At 32.4% G+C, this 24,769-nt stretch carries 23 protein-coding genes; 12 read left to right on the top strand and 11 right to left on the bottom strand.

Going from position 1 to position 24,769, the window contains the following annotated elements; translation table 11 throughout:
• Positions 1 to 11: 11 nt before the first annotated feature.
• From P6733_RS10215 to ychF, 4 genes are all read right to left on the bottom strand, one after another.
• Positions 12 to 1,880 carry a DNA topoisomerase IV subunit B gene (locus P6733_RS10215; RefSeq protein ID WP_306352766.1) on the bottom strand — a complete coding sequence of 623 codons (1,869 nt, stop codon included), beginning with the start codon at positions 1,878 to 1,880 and terminating at the stop codon, positions 12 to 14.
• 209 nt (positions 1,881 to 2,089) lie between these two features.
• The gene (gene pncB / locus P6733_RS10210) at positions 2,090 to 3,274 is read right to left on the bottom strand and encodes a nicotinate phosphoribosyltransferase (RefSeq protein WP_306352765.1); all 1,185 of its coding nucleotides are present in this window, start codon (positions 3,272 to 3,274) and stop codon (positions 2,090 to 2,092) included.
• 12 nt (positions 3,275 to 3,286) lie between these two features.
• On the bottom strand, positions 3,287 to 3,820 hold the full coding sequence (locus tag P6733_RS10205) for an NADPH-dependent FMN reductase (RefSeq protein ID WP_306352764.1): 534 nt from the start codon (positions 3,818 to 3,820) through the stop codon (positions 3,287 to 3,289).
• Positions 3,821 to 3,980: 160 nt separating this feature from the next.
• Positions 3,981 to 5,075 carry a redox-regulated ATPase YchF gene (ychF, locus tag P6733_RS10200; protein ID WP_306352763.1) on the bottom strand — a complete coding sequence of 365 codons (1,095 nt, stop codon included), beginning with the start codon at positions 5,073 to 5,075 and terminating at the stop codon, positions 3,981 to 3,983.
• Between the two features lie 256 nt (positions 5,076 to 5,331).
• Here ychF and P6733_RS10195 point away from each other — a divergent pair, with 256 nt between their 5' ends.
• Positions 5,332 to 5,877, top strand: a complete 546-nt coding sequence (locus tag P6733_RS10195) for a hypothetical protein (protein WP_306352762.1) — start codon at positions 5,332 to 5,334, stop codon at positions 5,875 to 5,877.
• A gap of 81 nt (positions 5,878 to 5,958) precedes the next feature.
• Here P6733_RS10195 and P6733_RS10190 read toward each other — a convergent pair whose 3' ends face one another.
• Positions 5,959 to 6,309, bottom strand: coding sequence for a 4Fe-4S dicluster domain-containing protein (locus tag P6733_RS10190; protein ID WP_306352761.1), 351 nt, complete (start codon positions 6,307 to 6,309; stop codon positions 5,959 to 5,961).
• Positions 6,310 to 6,380: 71 nt separating this feature from the next.
• Here P6733_RS10190 and P6733_RS10185 point away from each other — a divergent pair, with 71 nt between their 5' ends.
• The 8 genes from P6733_RS10185 (at position 6,381) to P6733_RS10150 (ending at position 13,689) form a co-directional block, all read left to right on the top strand.
• Positions 6,381 to 7,442 (top strand): acyl-CoA reductase, encoded by a 1,062-nt coding sequence (locus tag P6733_RS10185; RefSeq protein WP_306352760.1) that lies wholly within the window; start codon positions 6,381 to 6,383, stop codon positions 7,440 to 7,442.
• 87 nt (positions 7,443 to 7,529) lie between these two features.
• On the top strand, positions 7,530 to 8,600 hold the full coding sequence (gene serC, locus P6733_RS10180; protein WP_306352759.1) for a 3-phosphoserine/phosphohydroxythreonine transaminase: 1,071 nt from the start codon (positions 7,530 to 7,532) through the stop codon (positions 8,598 to 8,600).
• 70 nt (positions 8,601 to 8,670) lie between these two features.
• Positions 8,671 to 9,636: a D-2-hydroxyacid dehydrogenase gene (locus P6733_RS10175; RefSeq protein WP_306352757.1), complete on the top strand. Its 966-nt coding sequence runs from the start codon at positions 8,671 to 8,673 to the stop codon at positions 9,634 to 9,636.
• A 99-nt stretch (positions 9,637 to 9,735) separates the two neighbouring features.
• The gene (locus P6733_RS10170; protein WP_306352756.1) at positions 9,736 to 10,329 is read left to right on the top strand and encodes a DUF937 domain-containing protein; all 594 of its coding nucleotides are present in this window, start codon (positions 9,736 to 9,738) and stop codon (positions 10,327 to 10,329) included.
• A 219-nt stretch (positions 10,330 to 10,548) separates the two neighbouring features.
• Positions 10,549 to 11,748, top strand: a complete 1,200-nt coding sequence (locus P6733_RS10165; protein WP_306352755.1) for a C39 family peptidase — start codon at positions 10,549 to 10,551, stop codon at positions 11,746 to 11,748.
• Positions 11,745 to 12,887, top strand: a complete 1,143-nt coding sequence (locus tag P6733_RS10160; RefSeq protein WP_306352754.1) for a hypothetical protein — start codon at positions 11,745 to 11,747, stop codon at positions 12,885 to 12,887. The genes P6733_RS10165 and P6733_RS10160 overlap by 4 nt, the downstream gene beginning before the upstream one ends.
• Positions 12,888 to 12,924: 37 nt before the next feature.
• A complete protein-coding gene (locus P6733_RS10155) occupies positions 12,925 to 13,353 on the top strand; it encodes a DUF6146 family protein (RefSeq protein WP_306352753.1) in 429 nt (142 codons plus the stop codon).
• Between the two features lie 30 nt (positions 13,354 to 13,383).
• A complete protein-coding gene (locus tag P6733_RS10150; RefSeq protein WP_306352752.1) occupies positions 13,384 to 13,689 on the top strand; it encodes a DUF6787 family protein in 306 nt (101 codons plus the stop codon).
• Positions 13,690 to 13,900: 211 nt separating this feature from the next.
• Here P6733_RS10150 and P6733_RS10145 read toward each other — a convergent pair whose 3' ends face one another.
• From P6733_RS10145 to msrA, 3 genes are all read right to left on the bottom strand, one after another.
• The gene (locus tag P6733_RS10145) at positions 13,901 to 15,199 is read right to left on the bottom strand and encodes a hypothetical protein (RefSeq protein ID WP_306352751.1); all 1,299 of its coding nucleotides are present in this window, start codon (positions 15,197 to 15,199) and stop codon (positions 13,901 to 13,903) included.
• A gap of 400 nt (positions 15,200 to 15,599) precedes the next feature.
• On the bottom strand, positions 15,600 to 15,902 hold the full coding sequence (locus P6733_RS10140; RefSeq protein ID WP_306352750.1) for a hypothetical protein: 303 nt from the start codon (positions 15,900 to 15,902) through the stop codon (positions 15,600 to 15,602).
• Between the two features lie 59 nt (positions 15,903 to 15,961).
• Entirely contained in the window at positions 15,962 to 16,612 is a 651-nt protein-coding gene (gene msrA / locus P6733_RS10135) for a peptide-methionine (S)-S-oxide reductase MsrA (RefSeq protein WP_306352749.1), read from the bottom strand.
• A 150-nt stretch (positions 16,613 to 16,762) separates the two neighbouring features.
• Here msrA and P6733_RS10130 point away from each other — a divergent pair, with 150 nt between their 5' ends.
• Positions 16,763 to 17,425: an ABC transporter ATP-binding protein gene (locus tag P6733_RS10130; RefSeq protein WP_306352748.1), complete on the top strand. Its 663-nt coding sequence runs from the start codon at positions 16,763 to 16,765 to the stop codon at positions 17,423 to 17,425.
• Positions 17,426 to 17,440: 15 nt separating this feature from the next.
• On the top strand, positions 17,441 to 18,205 hold the full coding sequence (locus tag P6733_RS10125; RefSeq protein ID WP_306352747.1) for a TIGR02757 family protein: 765 nt from the start codon (positions 17,441 to 17,443) through the stop codon (positions 18,203 to 18,205).
• A gap of 136 nt (positions 18,206 to 18,341) precedes the next feature.
• Here P6733_RS10125 and P6733_RS10120 read toward each other — a convergent pair whose 3' ends face one another.
• From P6733_RS10120 to P6733_RS10110, 3 genes are all read right to left on the bottom strand, one after another.
• Complete coding sequence (locus tag P6733_RS10120) at positions 18,342 to 18,884, bottom strand: DUF6624 domain-containing protein (protein ID WP_306352746.1); 543 nt, start codon at positions 18,882 to 18,884, stop codon at positions 18,342 to 18,344.
• Positions 18,877 to 20,553, bottom strand: a complete 1,677-nt coding sequence (locus tag P6733_RS10115) for a DUF6138 family protein (RefSeq protein ID WP_306352745.1) — start codon at positions 20,551 to 20,553, stop codon at positions 18,877 to 18,879. The genes P6733_RS10120 and P6733_RS10115 overlap by 8 nt, the downstream gene beginning before the upstream one ends.
• A gap of 104 nt (positions 20,554 to 20,657) precedes the next feature.
• A complete protein-coding gene (locus tag P6733_RS10110; protein ID WP_306352744.1) occupies positions 20,658 to 23,801 on the bottom strand; it encodes a T9SS type A sorting domain-containing protein in 3,144 nt (1,047 codons plus the stop codon).
• 202 nt (positions 23,802 to 24,003) lie between these two features.
• On the opposite strand from P6733_RS10110, the gene P6733_RS10105 reads away from it, so the two are divergent.
• On the top strand, positions 24,004 to 24,699 hold the full coding sequence (locus P6733_RS10105) for a hypothetical protein (RefSeq protein ID WP_306352743.1): 696 nt from the start codon (positions 24,004 to 24,006) through the stop codon (positions 24,697 to 24,699).
• Positions 24,700 to 24,769 lie beyond the last annotated feature (70 nt).

Below are 24,769 nucleotides of genomic sequence, written 5' to 3'. Positions count from 1 at the left end.
CTCTATAACTACTAAGCTTCCTCTATTGTGTCTAATTCTACTTTTAAATTCTTAATAATAAACTCTTGTCTATCGGGTGTATTTTTACCCATATAGAAAGATAACAATTGTTCTATCGATGTATTTTTATCCATCATAATAGGGTCAAGACGAATGGTATCTCCAATAAAGTTCTTGAACTCATCTGGTGAAATCTCTCCTAAACCTTTAAATCGTGTAATTTCTGGCTTTGGCTTTAATTTTTCAATCGCATCTTTTCTTTCTTCCTCAGAATAACAATAGATGGTTTCTTTTTTATTTCTAACCCTGAAAAGGGGTGTCTGCAAAATATATAAATGTCCTTCTTTTATTAATTCAGGAAAAAATTGAAGAAAGAAAGTGATCAACAACAAACGAATGTGCATTCCATCGACATCGGCATCGGTTGCGATTACAATATTGTTATATCGCAATTTTTCTAATCCGTCTTCAATATCCAAAGCGGCTTGCAGTAAATTGAATTCTTCATTTTCATACACAATTTTCTTCGTCATTCCGTATGAATTTAACGGCTTACCACGCAAACTAAAAACAGCTTGTGTATTTACGTCTCTTGACTTAGTAATCGATCCAGAAGCCGAATCTCCCTCGGTAATAAAAAGTGTACTTTCTAAATTCCTAGGATTCTTTGTATCGGGAAGATGTGCACGACAGTCCCTTAATTTTTTATTATGAAGATTGGCTTTCTTAGCACGGTCTGTTGCTAGTTTTCGAATTCCTGATAATTCTTTACGTTCTCTTTCGGCTTGCAAAATTTTACGGAGTAAAGCTTCTGCCGTTGGAGGGTTTTTATGTAAATAATTATCTAATTTGGTTTTAACGAAATCATTAACAAAAGTACGAACTGATACCGCAGGCGTTCCATCATCAGATCCCATATCCATTGACCCTAATTTGGTCTTGGTTTGGGATTCAAATACAGGTTCCATTACCTTGATGCTAATGGCACTTACTATCGATTTACGAACATCTGATGCTTCGAAACTCTTATTGTAAAATTCACGTATGGTTTTTACAATCGCTTCTCTATAGGCTGCTAAGTGTGTTCCTCCTTGTGTGGTATTCTGACCGTTTACAAAAGAGTGGTATTCTTCGCTATATTGTGTTTTACTATGCGTTAAAGCAACCTCAATATCTGTATCTTTTAAATGGATGATCGGGTATTCTAAATCATCCGAACTGATTGTTTCTTCTAATAAATCTCGAAGTCCGTTTTCAGAAATGTATTTTTCTCCATTGAATAAAATTGTCAAACCGTTGTTTAAGTAACAATAGTTTTTAACCATTTTAATCACATATTCTAATCGGAATTTATAATTCTTAAATATGGCTTCATCTGGAATAAAAGTAACTTTCGTTCCTTTTCGTTTTGTAGTCTCCACTACATCTTCTTCAAGAACCAAATTACCAGCTGAAAATTCAGCTACTTTTTGTTGGTTATCACGAACAGATTCTACACGAAAATAATTAGAAAGTGCATTCACGGCTTTTGTTCCAACTCCATTTAAACCAACAGATTTCTGGAACGCTTTGGAGTCATATTTTCCTCCCGTATTCATTTTCGAAACTACATCGACTACTTTTCCAAGAGGAATTCCACGGCCGTAATCACGAACCGAAACGGATTTATCCTTGATCGTTACCTCAATAGTTTTCCCTGCTCCCATAACGAACTCATCGATACAGTTGTCTAAAACCTCTTTTAAAAGAATATAAATACCATCATCTGGCGAAGATCCATCTCCCAATTTACCAATGTACATTCCAGGACGCATACGGATATGCTCTTTCCAATCGAGTGAACGTATGTTGTCTTCGGTGTACTGATTTTGTTCTGACATGTATTTTTCTGGATTTTCAGCTAAGGTACTATATATCCTCAAAAAATGAAAGTGAGTGATTAAAATTTTATTAAAAGAAAATTATTACAATACTCTTAATCGGCTCATGCCCAATAAAATAAGAAAAACCTGCTTTTTTTAATAAAAAGCAGGTTTTTAAAACACCCGAAAAGAACTTTTCTTGGTGTAAAATTTAATTAGCATCCATCTTAATCGATTTCTAAAAGTTCTTTTGCCAAATGAATCATTCTTGGTGTTCCGGTATGTTTTCCTTTTTCATCGGATAATTTTACAACATCTGTCCAATGTGCTCCTTCTGGAAAGGCTTCTACCATTTTGATTACAATATTCATCGATTGTAAACCTACATCATTGGTAAAGTTTGTTCCAATACCAAATGATATTCCTATTTTGCCTTGGCAATAATTCGCGATACGTTCTACTTTTTCATAGTTCAAACTATCTGAAAAAATAATCGTTTTTGACATTGGGTTAATTCCAAATTTCTGATAGTGTCGAATTGTTTTATCAGCAAACTCCAATGGATCTCCACTATCATGACGAACTCCATCAAATAGCTTTGCAAATTTTTTATCGAATTGCTCAAAAAACACTTCTGTTGTATAGGTATCTGTTAATGCAATTCCTAAATCGCCTCGGTAAATATCCGACCAATGTTCTAATCCTAATGAATTAGACATTTTAAAGCCATATTTTGCCGCATGAAACATAAACCATTCGTGGGCGTGAGTTCCTATGGGTTTTGTATTGTAACGCATTGCCAAATGGACATTGCTTGTCCCAATGAAACTTCCATTTCCATATTCCGACAAAGCTTTTACTACTAAATTATGTACTTGGTAGGAGTGTCGACGACGGGTTCCAAATTCTGCGATAGTAATATTGAGTGCTTTATACTTTTCTATTTTCTCTCGAGTAACCGCTACAACTGCTTCATCATCTATCCGTTTCTTCCCTTGCATTTGATAATATAATTCGCAAATCAAGGACATTAACGGCACTTCCCATAATATGGTTCGATACCAATTTCCCTCAACAGTAACGGTCAATTCTCCATCTTCTTGAACTATAGTCACTTCATCTGGATCATAGCGATAGCCTTGTAGAAAATCCAAATAAGTAGGATCTAAATAAGGGCAATTAACCGCTAGATATTCTTTTTCCTGTTTGGTTAGCTTCAAGTCTGCCATTACATCAACGGCTCTTCGCAAGGCTACTGCAAATCCATCCGGAAACTCATGCTTCCCTCTATTGATGAATGCATATCTTCCTTTTGCATTCGGGAACAATTTAATAACAGCATGCTGCATCGTGAATTTATAAAAATCATTATCCAGCAATGATGGCAAAACTATTGTATTTAATGCCTCCATAAAATTTGTTTTTTATAATTGCTTTTGAATACCTTGAACTATTTCTTTCAAATAGTTATTGTATTCTTCACTGCTTATTATTCCTTTTGCTTCATCAAAGTTTTGATAAAACTCTGGTAAAGAGTAAGTTCCTTTAATATTACCACCATAAAAAGCTAAGCTTTTTTCTGCAAGTTCTAAAACACTTTTACCACCTCTACCACCGGGTGAAGTTGCCATTAAAAGCATTGGTTTATGTTGAAAAACTTCTTTCTTTAATCGGGTACTCCAATCAAATACGTTCTTAAATGCTGCTGAGTAGTTTCCATTATTTTCTGCCAAAGACAGTATTAAAAAATCGGCTTCTGCAATTTTATCTAAAAATGCTTGTGCTTCTTTTGGCTGACCTGATTCTTTTTCATCATCAATGCTAAATATCGGCATTTCATAGTCATTCAAATCTAGGACTTCTACATCTGCATTATCAAACAGACTTGCTGCATAAGTTGCTAATTGCTTATTAATTGATTTTTTGCTGTTACTTCCTGCAAAAGCTACTATTTTCATAAATCGAGGTATTTGAGTTTACTATGTTCTTATTTTACGCTAATGTACTATTTATCGTTAAAAAGTAGACTTTTCTGACTGACTTTTTTAGTGTTATCGAAACAGCACTCCATAAAAAAAGGAACCAATAAGGTTCCTTTTTTTAATATTCTATATTTGATTATACATTAAATCTGAAATGCATTACATCACCATCTTTAACGATATATTCTTTTCCTTCAACACGTAATTTACCTGCTTCTTTTACTTTAGCCTCAGAACCAAAGCTTACGAAATCATTGTAAGCAATAACTTCTGCACGGATAAATCCTTTTTCAAAATCAGTATGGATTACTCCAGCAGCTTGTGGTGCTGTAGACCCAACATTAATAGTCCAAGCACGCACTTCTTTTACACCTGCTGTAAAATAAGTTTGTTGGTTTAATAATTTATAAGCAGAACGGATTAAAACAGATGCTCCTGGTTCTTGAAGACCTAAATCTTCTAAAAACATTTTACGTTCTTCATATGTTTCTAATTCTGTAATATCAGCTTCTGTTCCAACTGCCAAGATAATAACCTCAGCATCTTCATCTTTCACTAATTCTTTAATCTGATCTACATATTTATTTCCAGTTGCAGCAGATTCTTCATCCACGTTACATACATATAATACTGGCTTAGAAGTAATCAATTGGAAACTTTCCATTAATACTTCTTCGTCATTATTCAATACTTCAACTGTTCTAGCAGATTTAGCTTGTAATAAAGTTCCTTTGATACGTTCTAATAAAGCTTCTTCAACTTGTGCTTCTTTATTTCCTGTTTTTGCAGCCCTTTTTACTTTTTCCAAACGTTTCTCAACAGTATCTAAATCTTTCAGTTGCAATTCGATATCGATTGTTTCTTTATCGCGAATTGGATTTACATTTCCATCTACGTGAACAATGTTATCATTATCAAAACAACGCAATACGTGAATAATCGCATTACACTCTCTAATATTTCCTAAGAATTGATTTCCTAAACCTTCTCCTTTACTTGCACCTTTTACTAGTCCGGCAATATCAACTATATCAACAGTAGCAGGCTGAACACGTTCTGGGTTTACTAATTCTTCCAATTTCTCCAATCTTGGATCTGGAACATTGACCACTCCAATGTTGGGTTCAATAGTACAAAAAGGGAAGTTAGCACTTTGTGCTTTTGCATTCGATAAACAATTGAATAACGTTGATTTTCCAACATTCGGCAATCCTACAATTCCTGCTTTCATTATATAAATTATATTCCCATTACTGACTGTTATTGTACAAAACAGCTCTGGTTTGTTAATTATTCTTTTTAATTCCTATTTTTTCAGGCTGCAAATATAAGCTTTTGGTTTCAAAAAATTTAATACCTTCAAAAAACAATGTAAAACTTGATTTGTGACAAATTCGGGTAAATTTTATTTTTATTTAAGATTATGTTAATAGTTATTTTAACATTTTTTAGTTAAATTTACTAGACTAACCTTTAAAATAATTGTTATGAAAAAGATCGCCCTAAGTATTCTTACACTGTTTCTTACGATTGGATTAAGTGCCCAAAACAAAAATGTTCAGAAAGAAACTAAGACAACAATTCTAAAAGTGAATAATGGAACACCGGAAACCATCATCAAAACGGAAGAAATAGATCAAGTACAGAGCCTACAGTTAAAAGACAAAACCATATCACCAAACAAAAAAAGTGATCGTGATATGCAAAAAACACCTGTAGAAGTAACTAAAACTACCACAGTGGTAGCGAATGGACAAACTGTAGAGCGTAAAGTAAATAAGTTTGATTATTATATGCTGAATGGCAAAAAATATGCCTTTGAAGCGGATCAAAATGGATATATCGTTTCTACTCCAGAAGCAGGAAAATTGGGTGTATTAAGAAAAACATCGAATAACAACTGGATTTACAAAGCTAAAAACGGTACTACTTCTTTTGGATATTTTGATGGAAATGGAAATTTCTTATTGGAAACGTATGATGAAAAATCAGATGGTATAAAAGTAGAAACCTACACTTTTATGCCACAATAAAGCAGAATAAAATAATTGCCTCAAAACAAAAAACCTCAAGAATCATCTTGAGGTTTTTTTTATGTATAGAAAATCTACAATTTATTCTCCGTGTAAAAAAGCTTGTCTGTTCAACAATAGCTCTTCACTTTCTACATGATTATCATCAGGAACACAACAATCTACTGGACATACTGCCGCACATTGAGGTTCGTCATGAAACCCTTTACATTCTGTACATTTACCTGGAACAATATAGTAAACATCATCAGATATAGGAGTTTGGGCATCATTAGCATCAACTTCTTCACCATTTGGAAGAACGATTTTGCCACTTAGCTTCGTCCCATCTTTATATCTCCAATCATCAGCCCCTTCATAGATAGCTGTATTGGGGCATTCTGGCTCGCAAGCGCCACAATTTATACATTCGTCTGTTATTATGATTGCCATAGCTAATTTTTATTTTATAAACCTTAAATTTGCACAAAATTACGTCCAAAACAATTCATAAGCAAATCAATATGACCTTAGCACAAAAAAAATCTATTTTCATTCATTTAGGTGAATTTTTAAGCCAGTTTTCATTAGATAATAATGTTAAGAACCCAGCTGTTTTGCACAATGATCCCTTTTATGAGGATTTCATTGCCTTGATTGAATTGTCACAATCTCACAATGGTTGGTATACGCAAGAGCAGGTTTATTTTGCTCTCCAATCTTGGGCTGAAGCACTTACTGAAAGTAACATCAATGAGTGGTTATCAAAGTATACTATTTCTGATGTAATACAACCCAAAACGGTAGGACTTATATTAGCGGGAAACATTCCATTAGTAGGGTTTCATGATTTTATATCTGTATTGATTTCCGGTCACAAAGCATTGGTTAAAACTTCTTCTAATGATCAACATTTATTACCATTCTTAGCAAAATACATTATTGCTGTAGAACCAAAAATGGCTGATTACATCACTTTTACAAAAGGGAAGCTTGAAAATTTTGATGCTGTAATAGCTACTGGAAGTAATAATACAGCTCGTTATTTCGAATATTACTTTAAAGATAAACCTGCCATTATTCGAAAAAACAGAAATTCTGTTGCAGTATTGAATGGTTCGGAATCCAAAGAAGATCTTATCGCCTTAGGGGAAGACATTTTCCGTTATTTTGGTTTAGGGTGTCGTAATGTCTCTAAATTATTTGTTCCTAAGGGCTATGATTTCAAAAACTTTTTTGAAGCTATTTTTGAATATCAGGATGTAATCCATTATGAAAAATATGCTAATAATTACGATTACAACAAAGCCGTTTTTCTAATGAGCAATTACAAATTATTAGACAATGGTTTCTTAACTATTAAGGAAGATGCAAGCTATGCCTCTCCTATCTCGAGTATTTTTTATGAGTTTTATGATTCGGCTGATGCTATAACAGAGCGTCTGACTACTGAAAGTGAGCAAATACAATGTATTGTGAGTAATGGATTTATAGCTCAAAGTATTCCTTTTGGTCATACACAAAAACCAAATTTATGGGATTACGCAGATAACGTTGATACAATTGCATTTTTAACAAAAATATAATTGAATTATTAGCAATATTCAGCGGTCTATTTCGGTATAATTTAGGAAATTTACATTTCAATTTTTTAGGTCAATACAACAACACAAATGAAAAAACACAACTACAGCGCTGGACCTTGCATTTTACCCCAAGAAGTTTTTGAAAAAGCTTCTCAAGCAGTCCTTAATTTTAATAACTCTGGTTTATCTATTTTAGAGATTTCACACCGCAGCAAAGATTTTGTTGCCGTGATGGAGGAAGTACGATCGCTAGCCTTAGAGTTATTGGGCTTACAAGGAAAAGGATACCAAGCTTTATTTCTACAAGGTGGAGCGAGTCTTGAATTTTTACGCGTTCCCTACAATTTAATGAAAGAAAATGGTAAAGCGGCTTATTTAGATACGGGTACATGGGCAAGTGGCGCTATTAAAGAGGCGAAGGCTTTTGGAGAAACAATTGTTGTAGGTTCATCAAAACCGGACAATTATAATTATATCCCTAAGAATTATGAAGTTCCTTCTGATGCTTCTTATTTTCACTGTACAAGTAATAACACCATTTTTGGTACACAAATGAAAAGTTTCCCAGAACTGAATGTCCCAATTGTATGTGACATGAGTTCTGATATATTCTCCCGTCAATTGGATTTCTCAAAATTTGATTTAATCTATGCCGGTGCTCAAAAAAATATGGGTCCTGCCGGAACAACATTGATTGTCGTTAAGGAATCTATTTTAGGGAATACAGGAAGAAGTATTCCAGGAATTCTGGATTACAAACAACATATTGATAAAGAGAGTATGTATAATACACCTGCTGTATTTGCAATTTACACCTCTCTACTTACCTTACAATGGTTAAAGAATCTTGGTGGTATTCCTGCTATTGAGAAAATAAATAATGCCAAAGCGGCTTTATTGTATACAGAGATTGATCGAAATCCATTGTTCACAGGTACTGCTCATGTTGAGGATCGCTCAACAATGAATGCAACATTCTTACTGAAAGATGAAACGCATACGTCTTTGTTTGATTTTCTTTGGAAAGAAGCTGGTATCAGTGGTCTTAATGGTCATCGTTCTGTAGGTGGATATAGAGCTTCCATGTACAACGCGTTGCCACTTGAAAGTGTTCAAGTATTGGTAGATGTCATGAAAGCATTAGAACAGAAAGTATAACATTTCACTCAATTGACATTATATAAATTGTAATACAATTGAATAGTCAAATCATAACAAAGAATATAAAATGAAAGTATTAGCAAATGACGGAATTTCTAAAAGTGGTATTAAAGCTTTAGAAAAAGGTGGATTTGAAGTTATTACAACAAAAGTAGCCCAAGAACAGGTGGCTAATTATGTCAATACGCATAAGATTAGTGTGCTTTTAGTACGTAGCGCTACAAAGGTTCAAAAAGATATTATTGACAATTGCCCTAGCCTGAAAATCATTGGTCGCGGTGGGGTTGGTATGGATAACATTGATGTGGAATATGCAAGAGAAAAAGGAATTCATGTAATCAATACTCCAGCTTCTTCTTCGGAATCTGTTGCCGAATTGGTATTTGCTCATTTATTCTCTGGGGTTCGTTTTTTACACGATTCTAATAGAAATATGCCTCTTGAAGGTGATACAAACTTCAATAGCTTAAAAAAGGCTTATGCGAATGGTATTGAATTACGTGGTAAAACGTTAGGTATTATTGGTTTTGGAAGAATTGGTCGTGAAGTTGCCAAAATTGCTTTGGGGTTAGGAATGAAAGTTATTGCAGCAGATAAATTTGTTGGGAATGCTGAAATCAAAGTTGATTTTTACAATGGTCAATTCATTAATGTTGAAATCATTACAGAGCCTATTGATGATGTTTTCAAGCATGCTGATTTCATTACATTACATGTTCCTTCACAAGAAGGTTATGTTATTGATGCAGAAGAAATCGCTTTAATGAAGGACAATGTAGGAATTATTAATGCTGCTCGTGGTGGAATTATTAATGAAGTTGCTTTAGTAGAAGCATTAGATAGTGGTAAAGTTCTATTTGCTGGTTTGGATGTATTTGAAGAAGAACCGACTCCTGCTGTACAAATATTGATGAACCCAAAAATATCATTAACACCTCATATTGGTGCTGCTACAGAAGAAGCACAGGACCGAATTGGGACTGAGCTTGCAGAACAAATTATCAGTTTATTAAAAATAGATCTTTCAAAATAAATCAAACTTAATTCTGTAGTATTATTTTTAGATTAAAAAAGCTAACTTATTCATTTTGAATCTCTTTTTTCTCTAAATTTACTAATAAAAACAAAATTTATGGCTGGAATATTAGACTTAGTAAACAGTGATTTAGGAAAACAAATCATTGATGGCGTAAGCCAAAAAGCAGGAACGGATCCACAAGAAACCTCTTCTGTTTTAACCTCTGCGTTACCGGCATTAATGGGCGCAATGAAAAATAACGTGGCCAGTCCTGGAGGAGCAGAAAGTTTATTATCTGCATTGAAAGGCAAACATGATGGAAGTATTCTAGATAATTTATCTGGTTTCCTAGGTGGTGATTCACAAGATGATACTGATGGAAATGGTATACTAGGTCATATTTTAGGCGAAAAACAAGGATTAGTTGAAAATGCTGTAAGTGAAAAGACAGGTGTTTCTTCTGATAAGGTTTCTCAAATATTAAAAATGGCAGCTCCAATTCTGATGGGATATCTAGGTAAGAAAACACAAGAAAATAACGTTGATAGCCCTAGTGGTTTAGATGGTATTTTAGGTGGTTTACTTGGAGGAAAATCGGGTGGTTCAAATTCCATCATTTCTATGCTAGATCAAAACGGTGATGGTGACATCAAAGATGATGTAATGAATATGGGAAAATCGTTATTGGGAAAATTATTCAATAAGTAAAAAACTACTTCATAAAATAAAAAGGGCACCTCAATGAGGTGTCTTTTTTGTATCTTTAATAGCGTATAGTATTTCTATTGATAGAATCATTATCCTAATACAAACTACGGCTTTACCGTAATCTACTATATTTAAACACTATAAATCAGTAAATTTTCATTAAATATTCTTTTTTATTACTAATTTGGGAACATATAAAGGATTTTAAAAATTAACATAATGAAAAAATCAGCCTTATTTACAATTCTATTTTTAACTTTATTATTAATAAATATTATAACTATTTCATGTTCAAACGAGCAAGAAAAAAATGAGATAGCAAATCAAAATTCTATTACTTCTGTTAGTATTGACGAAGCAAAAGCCTATTTAAATAAAATAGGGTTACTTAAACCTAAAGAAGAACTAAAAGGAGAACCTACTTCTTCCTCTAACGAATATGTAACGGTATTTCAAGACTACACAAAACAAGAACCAATAAATGATTCAAAAGAAAAAATGACAGTAATCCCTGCTTTTACTATTCATCCAGAATATTATAGCAGAGTAATAATTTTTAAAGTTGATGGAGAAGTTATAAGTCGTGTTTTTAGTATGGAATGGGATGAAAGTATGGGGAGCAAACATTACACTGGACGAATTATTGTAACTGATTTAAAAGGTAATTATGTTAATGGATTTAAAATAGACAAAGGCTTGATTACACATTATTTAGTTCCAAAAGACAATACACAATCAATTTATTTTGGAAAAGACAAACCTATTGATGGAGGATGGTTAGATGAAGTTACTGTTGGTGGTGGTGGTGGTGGTAATTTTAATGCATTAATACCATATTTATTATTAAACAATACCTATAATGGCAATGGTGGTCAGCAAAGTGGAGGGTGGGGTTTCGGTGGTTCAGGTGGTGGTAGTGGAATAAATAATTATAGTAATTCTTTAGTTGAAAAACTTTTACAGAATTTGCCAACTACAGTCCCAAAACAGGAATATGGAGGTGCATGTGTTCCCACTAGTGCTTCTTTTGTGGCTAGTTATTTTGGATCTACACAATCTCCTGAGTTTATGATGAATGAATATGCTGTAGCACATAATATGAACCAATTACAAGAAGCTGTGGCATTATTTGATGGACTTGGGCATGATCAACAAGTATCTTTTTTAATACAACAATTTAATATGAGTGGAGTAAATACAATTGAACAGATGACTTCTGCAATAGATAATGGTTATCCTGTTCTAACAACTATAGTTGATGAAAATTCAATACCATATCATGAGGTAACAATTGTAGGATATAACAGTGTAACAAATCAATTTACTATAGCCAATACAGTACCAGGTAGTTATCAAATTATCCCATATACTAATGTTGATTTAAGCTTACAATCTTGGCAAATAACAGGCGTTAAATGATGAATTTAAAATTAATTTTCACAGTGATTATAATACAATTTGCAGGAGTTTCTGTTGCACAAACGGAAGATCAAAAGCAAATGATGTATGAATATATCAATCAGGATTCTAAAGTTAATAGTAAAATTATTCCTAAGATTGAATCAATCAACAATAAGGAAGATTTATTTAAGAAAGCTTTGATTTTGCCTGTTTATAGGGTTGAATTTGATGAAAAAAAAGAACCAAAATTAGTTCAAAATAAAAACTATTATATGGTTTTTTATGTTGATCGTTTATATACTTTTCTCAATGGAAAAAACTCTCGTTTATTTGAAAATAGACCAGAAATTACTTCCATTACAAAATTACTAAATGACAGTAAACAATTTTCAATTGTCTATTTTACTGATAGTTTTTCTCCTTTAGGCATATTTCTAGATTTCAAGATAACAGATAATGCTTTTAGCTATTTAATTGATAAAGAGATTCAATTCAATACTGTTTATGATTATGTAAATCAAAAATATGGTACTATGGAGAAATATGAAGAAAATATATCTATTGATAAAAAACGTTCCGAAATTAATTTGGATAAAATAAAAGAATCTAATAAAAACAATTATCATAAATACGAGTACTACTGTCCAAAAGACACATCTTTAGTGATAAAGACTTTTATGAATCAAATAAAGTTAGCAACATTAAGTTTCACAGAGGAACAAGAAACTAAACTGGGTAATATGATAAGAGTTAAAATCAATCCTTTTCTCTTTCTGCAAAATAAAATGGGAAAATTCTCGAATGAAAAAAATGCAAAAGATTTAATTGAAAAGAGTAAAAAAGAGAATGAAGAAGCTTTAAATAAAGTCATAAAATTTAAAGGCGACTATGATTTTAGTATTTATGGAGTAAGTGTTCTGAACGAATTATTAGAAGTTTTGAGTAATAAACAATTTCAAGATTACAAGGACTTTCAGGATATTTATTTTCCTATAGTAGAATTAAATAATCCATTTTCTAGCACTAGATACTCTTATGCTATGGAGGTATTAGAGAGGGAAGGATATAAAGATTATAATAACTATGTTGAAAACATTCTGAATCAATGTGGTTGCCCTTATGACGAATCAATAAAAAGAGAAATTAAATTCCGATAGTATTTGAACTTCATTATTCAATTTTAACTTCAAGGTCATGAAAAAGTATATATTATTAATCAGTTTAACTTTTGCTATGGTAAGTTGCGGTTCTTCGCATTCTACCATCGCTTCCAAAAATGACCCAACAGCTCCAAAGGATACGATTCGTATTGCTAATGATGAAATAGGCTATGAAATTATCATTTTGGACTCTGGATTCAATAGTTATATTAATTCGATTGCAAAACCTCGAAATTTTCACTCACAAAATTATCTAGAAAACAAGAACTTAATGTGGGTCAATGAGTGGAATAATAGAGTAAATCAACCTTTCCGTTACAGCGCAAGTTTATATGAGTTTCCGATTAACTATGACTTTTCAATTAACTACGGATATGAGGTCAATTATATGCTTTATAATTATTTAGTCTATTTCCAAAATAAGTACAACCAAAGGCTTTCAGGTTTTGTTCCACGATTTTAAATCACCTATATTTGTTTCTTTTAAAGATTTATGGAGAAATTAAAACAACGTTGGGGAATAAAATCCAATTTTCAATTGGTCATCATTTTTATCGTCTTTGCAATTACAGGTTCTTCTGCAGCATATATCTCTAAACCCGTTACCAATTGGATGGGGATTACCAAAGATAATCTTACTTTATGGCTTTACTGGCCCATCCGATTAATCGTTATCTTCCCTGCTTATCAGGTATTACTAGTGTTTTTTGGGTTTATATTTGGTCAATTTAAATTTTTCTGGGAATTTGAAAAGAAAATGCTCCGTAGTATGGGGCTTGGTTTTTTATTCAAATCATAAAAAAAGAGGTATTTGGAGTTTCTTCAAAAGTTCCATCCAACTCAAATTTACTATTTTTAAGGCAACAATTTTGTCTCTTCATTTTCACGAAACCGCTTTCTTCAAATCGGCTTAATTTCCCTGAAATTTTAAAATTATTTTGTGTATTTGCCAATAAGCACAATAGAATCATTTCTCTCAAATATAGTTCAAACTACTTTTATACAAATAATTAATCCTTATTATCTGAAATTTTCACCTCATTGGGATTGATAATAGAAATAGGCTTAAAAGAAGGATAAGATAATATTTTTTTCATAAAATCATCACTATCATAATCACACATAAAATTAATATCGTTCTCATAAACCCCTTTGTATTTTGAAGCTTTAATTATGTTTCCATTGTCATCGTACATAAACGTAGTCAGAATATTTCCGTAACCTACAATACCATAAAAATTTATGTAATCGGAATAATCTAAGTTATTTACTTCATTAAAATAAACATTTTGATACCTCACAATAATTAATCTGTCTAACTTATCATAACATTCGATAACCCAAGCATAATTTTTGCGAAAACTTTGATTAAAAGAATAGAAAACAACCTTTAAATCATCATATATAAATTCACTTATTTCAAAATGCTTTGTATTGTATTTTTTTAGCGGTTCTTGCATTCCAATATGGGAGAAATAATATAAAATTAAATCCACAGGTTCTATTAATAATGGATTTTGGAAATTTGGATTAGTATTATTTCTATATACTTCTTTCGCTTTTTCTTTTCGGTCTAAAAATCTATATGGATCTAAAAGTGTCAGATATGTTGCTTTGAAAGAGAATTTATCAACATTATCAATAGGGGAAATCTTATTACCATCTTTATCGGTTTCTGTTTGGCTTATAATCTTAGAATTTCCTTTTTCATAGTTTTTCTTATAAATGTTATTTGAGTAAATTCCTCTAATTACGGTTTCTCCTACAATTTCACCGTTTTCAAAATGACAATGGGAAATTAATTCCTTTGAACTTAAAACAGATATAGTACCAACTCCTTGAATTAAACCATTAACGTAATCCGCTTGAAAAATTATTTTTATGCCTTTACTTTCATAATATGGCTTACCATACAACATACCACGTGCCACAGGAGGAGTATAATTTATATCCAATGTATCAAGAATTTTCCCTGAATATTTTTTTCCATCTCTATACCTATAAAACACAAAATTTGTGTCATAACTTTCTTTGTTAAAGCCTACATATTCGCCTTGTGATGAAACATAAGGATTCTTATAAATTTCCTTATTAAATCCTCCATTAATGGTGTCTTTTCTCCAACCGTCTACAAGGGTATAGCCAGCAATGGTTTCCCCTACATATTGATTGTAAGTTCGTCCATCATCTTTTGGATAAATAGTTTTTGAATAGTCGGGTCCGTGAGGTTTGTGAATTTTTAGGCTGTCGAATTGTCCATAAACAACAACTTGACAAAAAGTAAATAACAAAAACAGTAGATTTTTCATCGTATTTAGTTTTTCGTGCGTTATTTCTGTACAATGACCGCTAATTTGTATATGGCCCTCATAAAATGTCACCAATATAACTAAATATGGTTGACTTTAAGCAATTGACGTGAGGGTTTATTTTTTTGTCGCTTCCATACTCACAATTCTTAATGATAAAATTAAATCTATATGAGCTAAGAAACAACATGAAAAACTATGTAAAAAACTAAAAAACAATACTTTAATGTTTATTTTCTTGTTTTTAAAAGTAACGTTTCAGTAACCTTACTTTTATTAATTACTGCTTTTTACAATATTATCAGAACATAAAAAAACGGCAGTAAAGTCTTTATTTACAACCGTTTTATCTGTTTTTAATCCTTGATGTATATTTATTGAGAATTTATTTTATTATACTCTATTTTTCTTTTTTAATCCAATAGGTATAAATCCAAGTTAATGTAAAGGTTGGGATAATATCCAAACCAGGTGTGAGTTCTTCAATAAATGAGATTGCACCCCCTACTTTACCAACTGTACCTTTATACATTCGGGCTAAAATAAAACCTGATATCGGTGCCCATACAAGATCTGTAATTTCTGCTACACCAGGAATAAGATAAGACAGCATACCAACCGCATCAAATAACAATCCAAGAAATAAATTCGTTGTTTTTGCCGATGTTTTTGTTTCTGCTGCTAATTGAATTTGCTCTGCCATTTTCAAAAATTTTATTTACTAAAAATAGATTAACAACTTTGATGCCAAATAATTAGAATTTATTTTTTAAGCTTCGTTTGAAACTTCTTTTTCAATTTTTCTAGCTTTGGACTTATAACCATCTGACAATACGGCTGATTTGAATTTTGGCTGTAATAGTTTTGATGGTAATCTTCTGCTTTATAAAAAGCTACAGCTGGAGATAATTTGGTCACAATCTTTTTTCCAAAAATATTCTGATCATCCATACTTTTTATTGCTGCCTCTGCTTCTTCTTTTTGCTTGGCACTATGATAAAAAATCTCACTTCTGTATTGTGTACCTACATCTGCTCCCTGGCGATTCAATGAAGTAGGATCGTGTGTTGCAAAAAAGATATCCAATAAATCAGTGTATTTAATAACTTTAGGATCGAATGTGATTTCTATAGCTTCAGCATGTCCTGTTGAACCTGTAGATATTTCCTTATAAGAAGGATTTTTTATTGTTCCACCCGTATATCCTGAAACTACTTTTTGAACGCCTTCTAATTGTAAAAAGACTGCCTCAGTACACCAAAAACAACCTCCTGCAAAAGTGGCTACTTCATAATCTTTAGCATTACTGCTTACTGTTTCTGATTGATTCTCTACCATTTCTTTACTTTCTTTTTCTTTAGATTGACAGGAGAATGTCAACATGATTAGCGATAAACCTATTATTTTTCTCATAACTCCTTATTTTGTTTACCAAATTTAATTAATAATTAAACAGCGATAAAGTCAGTTAACTAAACTTTATAATTCAATATACGAAAGAATGCATGCTAATAGATTTATTATTCGTCAAAATCTTTGTTTCTTTGTAAAAATGCTTTACGGATGATACAGGTTAAAAACATACATAAATATTACGAGCAATTACACGTTCTTAAGGGAGTGGATTTACACATTCAAAAAGGCGAAATTGTTTCCATTGTAGGTGCTTCTGGTGCTGGTAAAACTACCTTATTACAAATTTTAGGAACATTAGACCAACCTACTATTGAAGGTGATACTGCATTAACCATCAATGGAGAGGATATTTTGAAAATGAATGATAAAACATTATCCAAATTCAGAAATTCTCATTTGGGTTTCATCTTTCAATTTCATCAGTTGTTACCTGAGTTCACCGCATTGGAGAATGTATGTATTCCCGCTTTTATTGCAGGAAAAACAGAAAAAGAAGTAGAAACTGAAGCGAAACGTTTGCTTGAATATCTAGGATTATCGCATCGTATTAATCATAAGCCGGGGGAACTTTCTGGCGGAGAACAACAACGTGTTGCTGTTGCTCGTGCTTTAATTAATAAACCTGCAATTATTTTTGCTGATGAGCCTTCTGGAAATCTGGATACAACCTCAGCAGAAAACTTACATCAATTATTTTTTAAGCTACGTGATGAAATGGGACAAACTTTTGTTATTGTAACACATAATGAAGAATTGGCTAATATGGCAGACCGCAAACTCGTAATGGTAGATGGTAGAATCCATGCCTAATAAATCAAATACAAAATGAATACCCTTGAATTCAAATCCTTTTTGGATGAAAAAGTGATTTTATACAATAATCCAGATTTTATTGAGAGTGATCCTGTTCAGATTCCACATTTGTTTTCTACCAAAGAAGATATTGAAATTGCTGGCTTTTTAAGTGCAACCATTGCTTGGGGAAATCGTAAGATGATTATCAATAATTCCCATAAAATGATGAATTTAATGGGTAATTCTCCTTATGATTTTGTAATGTCTCATAATGACGAGCAGGAAGAAAGATTGTCGCAATTTGTACACCGTACCTTTAATGGTGGTGATTTTCACAGTTTCATCAAAGGATTACAAAATATCTATACAAATCATGGAGGACTTGAAGCGGTATTTACAAAATACCAAGAAAAGGATAGTCTTCAGAAAAGCATACATGAGTTTAAAAAAGTATTTTTTGAAATAGAGCATCAAAACCGTACCCAAAAGCACATTTCCGATCCATTAAATGGCTCTGCAGCCAAGCGTATAAATATGTTTTTGCGTTGGATGGTTCGTAAAGATAATGCAGGTGTAGACTTAGGGATTTGGGAAAATATTTCTCCGGCTCTATTGTCTTGCCCATTAGATGTCCATTCGGGAAATGTAGCTCGTAAATTGGAATTACTGACCCGAAAACAAAATGATGCTAAGGCGCTTTTTGAATTGGATACTAACTTACGCGCTTTAGACCCTACTGATCCTGTAAAATATGATTTTGCATTATTCGGATTGGGGGTTTTTGAAAAATTTTGATCTGATTATTCCTTGAAAAATAAAGGATACATTAGATTTGTTGAAGAAACAATTTATTCTAATAAAAAAGAGGATCATTGGTAACTAGACCAACGACAATGCCATTCCATAGGATGGGAAAAGGCATATTTGTAGTCTACAATATCCACCCTACTTTTTTACGCCATTCATTATACTGAGGATCATCACCTAAAGTATCTTTTTCATTAATTCGTTCAATAGAAATGGGTTTTAATTGCACTCTTGCTCTATTAGCATTTACTTGGTCTTTATCCTCTACAGGGCAAAATGAACCGTCTTTATTATATTGCGTACCATAACGTTGTAATCTGCCTTGGTAACAGCAAATTCTATCGTGCATATACGCTATATTTTGAGGATTAATCTGCTCTATATTCGCCTCCATTAAGGATAAACACTGTTTCATAAATTGTGGATCTCCTATGGAGTGTTGTGCGATTAACCATGCCGAATCACTGGCTTCTACTCCTACTTTATCAATTGTTGGCCATCCTATTAATGCAATAATATTTTTAAGTTTGGTAGCGTTCTCTATATGTACTGCTTCCATTTCAGGATTATAGCCGTCCATTAGCTTCCCCTCTTGATAAAGTCGTTCTCGCACGGCTAGATCATATTGTGCCAATGCTATCAATTCTTTTGCTATCTCATTATTCATCAACTAATAGGCTTATTTGATTTAATAATTCTTTTATAGCAGGTTCTTTTTTCTTTGCAAGTTTATCGATATCCGCTTTTTCCCCGAAAATACCAAAAACAATACTCATACATTCATGCTCTTTGTAACTTTTCAAATTGTCTAAGAGTAATTGAATGCTTTCAGTGGTTTGAAAATATTTCACCATTTTAGATCGTTTTACAATTTCACCACAAGTCAATAAGGTTTTGGTTATGACTCCTATACTATCTGGGCTCACTCCATACTTTTCAATAAATACCTCAATAAAATGAACTTGATTCGACTGATGTTCGTAATCTATTAGCGTCATAAATTGCTCTACTAACGGGAAATATTTTTTATCCAACAAGGCCAAACCGTATACTGCATAGGTTCCGGGCATTGCACATAATTCGTTTTCTATATCGTTATACCATCCAAAATCTTTCATTGTCAATTGTGCATATTGCGCTATTGCTTCATGTAGTGATGGATATTGTAATGCATTGGCAAAAAAACGATGTGTTGGTGCTTTTCCTAAATTATTGATGGGTAAATAGTTTTTTACTTTTGACTTCAATATGATACTATAAGTATCCGCAAAATCCATCTTTAGCAGATTATTGATAAAACTTAAAGCCTTGCCGTAATTCTCTGCTGTTTCTTCTTTTATAGATATGGTAAAGGTGGAGAGTATGTCATTTGCTGTAAATTCTACAGCAACATCTTTAAAATGAATATCTTTAAAATCATAGTGTCCAGTTCCTATTTTCAAAATAGATTTTGCTTCAGCATAACCTAATTTTTCAGCATATTTTAAAAACTCAACTCCGTCATCTCTTCTATAGTGATCTGCTCCTCCCTTCATGATTAGGATTGCCGTATAGGCTAATAGTTCAACCCCAACAATTTCTTGTGTGTTATTCTCTTTTAATACCCATTGTTTCTCACCCCATTCATTTTGATTTAAATCGAAATATTGAGGAAGAAATACTTTTTTTATCCAGTCTGCCAGTATTAATACAATGTTTTCTATATGCTCTTTTAATGCTTCTTTTCGGTTTTTATTTAATTCTAAAATCTTATCTAGAATTTGGATGACTTGATCCGAATCAACGATTGGATATAGTTTTGGATCTAGCAAATGAGTACATAAAAAGAACGTATCTAGTTTTTTTGTCGGAAATTTTCCTTGAAGGATTTTCTGATCAATGTACGCTACTACCCTTTCTTGCAGTTGCTCTTTCTTAATTTCATTTACATAGGATATAATTGTCGATCTAATTACTCCTTTGGCAGTTGTTTTAAAATTGACTGTTATTTCATATTTATAATCAAAAAAAGAATCGTCTTTTCTTTCTTCAATAAGCTTTAATAATCGAGCTGTTAATTGAGGGATCAACTCCTTATTAAGCTGATCTTCTGTAAAAGGATGTTCTAATGCTCCAATATTTGTTTCAAAATCAGAATCAAAAAATTCATGTGAGGCTAAATCTACTTTCCCATTGGGTGCATATCCAATGATTAAAGTATCTTCTATACCAACATATAGTGTTTTACCATCTACTATTCCTTTTATATCGTCTTTGCGTCTTGTTACTGCATCTTCAATGTATGTTTCTATAAAATGGATGATAGCTTTTGATACTTTTTCTATAGTATTACTCATTTGTAGTGTAGGATTATATGTATTGCAAAATACAAAATATACCATTTATTCAAAATAAAAAATCCCCAGTAAATTACTGAGGATTTTCATAAATGCATGAGGCTTTATTTCTTAACGATTATCTTATTAATCGTTTCATTATTATTTTGAAGTTTAACAAAATAGCTTCCTCCTTCAAATTTACTTAAATCTATCTGATTTGTATTTTGTGGTGTAACTACTCCTTGATAAATCAATTGTCCTAAAGCATTATGAATTGTCATATCAAACTTCTCATACTCATAACCTTTGAAATCTATATTAAAAACTCCTTCACTTGGATTGGGATAAATTGCAATCGAATTTTTTTGTATGAAATTGATATCCATCTCTGGGTTAATTTCTCTCGATTGAGAACCTGGAATACCAGGTGCAATTCTAGTTATATTGCCTGCTGCTATACCATTGTATGTCGTAAACTGTCCTCCTACAATTACTTTCCCATCGAATGGTTGTCTTGTAAGTGTCCATACTCGTCCAGCAGGTCCCGTTCCCGTATCAAAAGTACTGTCATAAACTCCATTTGTATTTAATCGTACAATTGAATTTACGGAAGTTCCATTTAAAGTTGTAAAATCTCCACCAATGTACATTTGCCCATTTGGTGTAAGCGCCACTGTACGTATTAAACCATTATAAACTCCAGGAACAAAAGTGTTATCCATAGCTCCATTAGAAAGTAATCTTATTATACCTCTACGCGAAACATTATTATAAGCTGTAAAATCTCCAATAACAATAATTTTACCATCAGGTTGTAAAAATACTTTCATAGCATCATAACCATAGGTTCCTGAACTTCCGGTAAGCCCAGTTCCAGTTTGACCTAAAAAGTTTGAATCAATACTTCCATCAATATTTAGTCGTATAATTCCATTAGCCAATACACCTTGATAATAACCAAATGTCCCTACCACAACAATTTTCCCATCAGGCTGTATAACCATTGAGTTAGGAGTACCTATAAACCCTGTAGATGAGCCAAAAGACATATCAATACCACCTGTAGAATTTAACCGAGCAATATTATTCTTTGTAACGCCATTATACGTTGTAAACTTGCCTGCTATAAGAATTTTACCATCATTTTGTAAACATGTAGTGTAAATTACTCCTTCTCCACCAGCACCAGCACCACTATTATTAAATTGCGGGTCCAAATCTCCATCCTTTGTCAATCTAGTGATTCCTTTTCCAGTAGTCCCACCACTAAATCCAGTAAACTGTCCTACTACTACTATTTTGTTATCCGGTTGGATTTTAAAATCATACACTGTAGTATTATTAGGAACTGGACCTATTGCATTAAATGAAGTATCCAATGTTAAATTGGGATTTAATCGGGCAATACGCATAGTACTAATATTATTGTATGTTGTAAAATATCCTGCAATAATAATATCACTTGTACTTTGTAATCCAGAAAGTCTAACAAGTTCGTTAGCTCGAATACCATTTACTAACTCCGAACTAAGTATGGTGATCGTTACTGTAGCAGAATCGCAGTTTGCAGAATTATTTTTATTACAAATCTGATAGGTAAAAGTATATGTACCGACAGGTGCTGTTGCTAAAACACTTATATCGCCGTACACTGAACTTCCACCAATTGTTGTTGTAAATTTTAACCAAGGTGGTAGTATTGTTTGCGAAATTATTGAAACATTCAATCCATTCGCACTACCATTATTAAAACTGTCGTTTGCCAATACATTTAATACATTGGTTGCTGAACCAGCATATGCACTACCACTATCGTCATTTGCTATAATTGGGACTATTGGAGCTTTAACTACAATTGTCACAGTAGCAGTTGCACAGTTACAATTTGAATTTTTTGGACATATTTTATAGTTAATTACATAAGTTCCAGCTAATACACTTGATTCAACTTTAACAGCTCCTGTGAAAGGATCCAAACTTATACCTGCAGGATATAGTCCATCTTGGCTGATTGTAACATTAAATATAGATGCTTGGATTCCATTATAAAAATCATTTACTAATACATTTGGCACAGCAGTCACTGTTGTTGTTCCTTTGGTTACTGTAGCTGTATCTGGGTTAGCAACTAATACAGTATTAGCTCTCAATTTTAGAATTGAATTCGGATTTACAGTAATTCCATTAAATGTATCAAATGCACCCGTTATGAGTAAGTTCTCTTTTGAATCCAATTGAGCAAATTCAATAGAAGATGATTCAAGTCCATATTTAGGACCCGTTCCGGGATCAAAGCAGGTATCTAATGAACCATCAATATTTAATCGGGCAATCCCTGGTCGTGGTACACCCCCAATGGATTGAAAAGATCCCATTATGAGCACTTTTCCAGAAGATAACACCAATACTTTTTGTATTGCTGTGTAAATACCATTTAATTGTGGGTTAAAACTAGTATCTAAACTACCGTCACTTTTTATCCGCAGTAAATTTTTTCTACCAGTTGGGGTATGGGTAAAATCACCTCCTACTACAATATCACCGCTACTCATATGCACCCCTACAGATTGAAAAAGTCCATTCGAATTCTTTCCTAAAAAAGTAAACGGCTGTAATGATCCATCTTGGTTTATCTTCGCAATACCATCTCGCTGTGCACCATTATAATGTGAAAAATTCCCCGCTATGATGGTGGTATTATTCTGATCTCTTGTCATATTCCATACACTAGCAATAGTACTAATTCCATTCGATCCATTGTTAAAGGTAGGATCTATTGCTCCCGTTGTTTGATTCAGACAGAAAAAGCTTTTAGATATTGTTGGTCCTGCTATCCCAAACGCCATAGCACCTACTAATAAACGTCCATTTGGCAGTTGTGATATGCTTACTACCTGAGTATTAATCGGTAAAGCAGCAGTAAAACCTGCGACTAAAGCTCCTGTTGCCGCATTAAATTTCAATACATAGTTTTTGCCTGTCCCATTGTAGTTTACAAATGGGCCACCCACAAATACACTTCCTTCATCATGGTAAAATATACGATTGGTATACTCAATATAAGATGGTGAAATAAAACCTGGTGCAGCGGCACCATTCGGCAAAACTTTGCTAACTGTTGAGTTTGCAACGTAAATATTACCATTGGGATCTTGGACAAAATCCCATGAACCAACAGTCGTACTCCAAGAAGTGTCTAGACTTCCATCTTGACCAAAGGCCGAGTACATGGTTAATACTAATAATAAAGCATAAATTTTTTTCATATAAAATATGTTTAGGGTTTCCATAAATGTATGTTAAATAATCATAATTAAGTTAAAAAATAAATTATATTATAGTTATTACGTTAAAAAACAAAACATGTATTAACACCCTCTATTTTTCATTTTTAAAATAAAGAACCGAATCCATAAATATTACTTTACTTTTGTCCAAAATTCAGATTCTTAATTCTCAAACATTATTATGATTGCAACAATAAAAATTTCAGAAAACGGTACTTCAAAAATTGAATTTTCTGAAGTTGATATATTTGAGGTATTAAAAAACACTCTAGGTTTTGGTTACATCACCATTGATAAAAAAGGTTATTATCTAAAAAAAGAAAATGACTTATATAAAGTTGTCAGCTTCCTGAACTTGAATCAAAGCTTTAGAGAATATCTGAAAACTGATTTTAGCTCCCTTCAATTGGATTCTACTATTACTTATGAAGATCTATTGAGTGCTTTTTACAAAAAGAGTCCTATTAAAAATGCGAGTTTTGCTCGAAAATTCTTGAGTAAGGATATTCTTATTACAGAAGAAAATAGACATCATATTTTACTAAAAACCAATCCAGAATATAAAAACGAAGAGAAACGAAATGAAATTCAGGCTTTCCTAACTTCAGAAGAGTTTACTGAAACCGTGGATTACATTGGAAATTTTTATAAAAATGAACCCGTTTTCTATAAAAAAGTAAAAGGCAAAAAATTCGTCATCATCAGTAAATTTCCCGTTTTGAAAAATGCAAAGCAAGATATCTATGATTTATGGACTATAGCAGCTACTTCATCCAATGACTTTTTAAAAAGACCTACAAAAAAATTAACTATTGTAAAAAAAGGGTTTAATCTGCAACGTGATTTGGACTTGTATACAACAGAACGCGATTCTTAAATAAAAGTCATTTAGCGTTTTTTGCCCCTTGAAAAGGGTCCTAAAACATCGTGTTAAATTTATACTTTAA

It is taken from the genome of Flavobacterium aerium (assembly GCF_030766725.1).
In the GTDB taxonomy this organism is placed as follows: Bacteria; Bacteroidota; Bacteroidia; order Flavobacteriales; family Flavobacteriaceae; genus Flavobacterium; species Flavobacterium aerium.
The sequence above is the reverse complement of the archived record's forward strand: the minus strand, read 5'-3'. Positions and strand labels throughout refer to the sequence as shown.

Coding starts and splice junctions, on each gene's coding strand:
- pncB (WP_306352765.1), bottom strand. CDS start 3,274: ATGGAGGCATTAAATACAATAGTTTTGCCATCATTGCTGGATAATGAT.
- P6733_RS10215 (WP_306352766.1), bottom strand. CDS start 1,880: ATGTCAGAACAAAATCAGTACACCGAAGACAACATACGTTCACTCGAT.
- P6733_RS10105 (WP_306352743.1), top strand. CDS start 24,004: ATGATTGCAACAATAAAAATTTCAGAAAACGGTACTTCAAAAATTGAA.
- P6733_RS10155 (WP_306352753.1), top strand. CDS start 12,925: ATGAAAAAGTATATATTATTAATCAGTTTAACTTTTGCTATGGTAAGT.
- P6733_RS10145 (WP_306352751.1), bottom strand. CDS start 15,199: ATGAAAAATCTACTGTTTTTGTTATTTACTTTTTGTCAAGTTGTTGTT.
- P6733_RS10125 (WP_306352747.1), top strand. CDS start 17,441: ATGAATACCCTTGAATTCAAATCCTTTTTGGATGAAAAAGTGATTTTA.
- P6733_RS10110 (WP_306352744.1), bottom strand. CDS start 23,801: ATGAAAAAAATTTATGCTTTATTATTAGTATTAACCATGTACTCGGCC.
- msrA (WP_306352749.1), bottom strand. CDS start 16,612: ATGAGAAAAATAATAGGTTTATCGCTAATCATGTTGACATTCTCCTGT.
- P6733_RS10160 (WP_306352754.1), top strand. CDS start 11,745: ATGATGAATTTAAAATTAATTTTCACAGTGATTATAATACAATTTGCA.
- P6733_RS10120 (WP_306352746.1), bottom strand. CDS start 18,884: ATGAATAATGAGATAGCAAAAGAATTGATAGCATTGGCACAATATGAT.
- P6733_RS10170 (WP_306352756.1), top strand. CDS start 9,736: ATGGCTGGAATATTAGACTTAGTAAACAGTGATTTAGGAAAACAAATC.
- P6733_RS10175 (WP_306352757.1), top strand. CDS start 8,671: ATGAAAGTATTAGCAAATGACGGAATTTCTAAAAGTGGTATTAAAGCT.
- ychF (WP_306352763.1), bottom strand. CDS start 5,075: ATGAAAGCAGGAATTGTAGGATTGCCGAATGTTGGAAAATCAACGTTA.
- P6733_RS10130 (WP_306352748.1), top strand. CDS start 16,763: ATGATACAGGTTAAAAACATACATAAATATTACGAGCAATTACACGTT.
- serC (WP_306352759.1), top strand. CDS start 7,530: ATGAAAAAACACAACTACAGCGCTGGACCTTGCATTTTACCCCAAGAA.
- P6733_RS10165 (WP_306352755.1), top strand. CDS start 10,549: ATGAAAAAATCAGCCTTATTTACAATTCTATTTTTAACTTTATTATTA.
- P6733_RS10115 (WP_306352745.1), bottom strand. CDS start 20,553: ATGAGTAATACTATAGAAAAAGTATCAAAAGCTATCATCCATTTTATA.
- P6733_RS10195 (WP_306352762.1), top strand. CDS start 5,332: ATGAAAAAGATCGCCCTAAGTATTCTTACACTGTTTCTTACGATTGGA.
- P6733_RS10140 (WP_306352750.1), bottom strand. CDS start 15,902: ATGGCAGAGCAAATTCAATTAGCAGCAGAAACAAAAACATCGGCAAAA.
- P6733_RS10205 (WP_306352764.1), bottom strand. CDS start 3,820: ATGAAAATAGTAGCTTTTGCAGGAAGTAACAGCAAAAAATCAATTAAT.
- P6733_RS10185 (WP_306352760.1), top strand. CDS start 6,381: ATGACCTTAGCACAAAAAAAATCTATTTTCATTCATTTAGGTGAATTT.
- P6733_RS10150 (WP_306352752.1), top strand. CDS start 13,384: ATGGAGAAATTAAAACAACGTTGGGGAATAAAATCCAATTTTCAATTG.
- P6733_RS10190 (WP_306352761.1), bottom strand. CDS start 6,309: ATGGCAATCATAATAACAGACGAATGTATAAATTGTGGCGCTTGCGAG.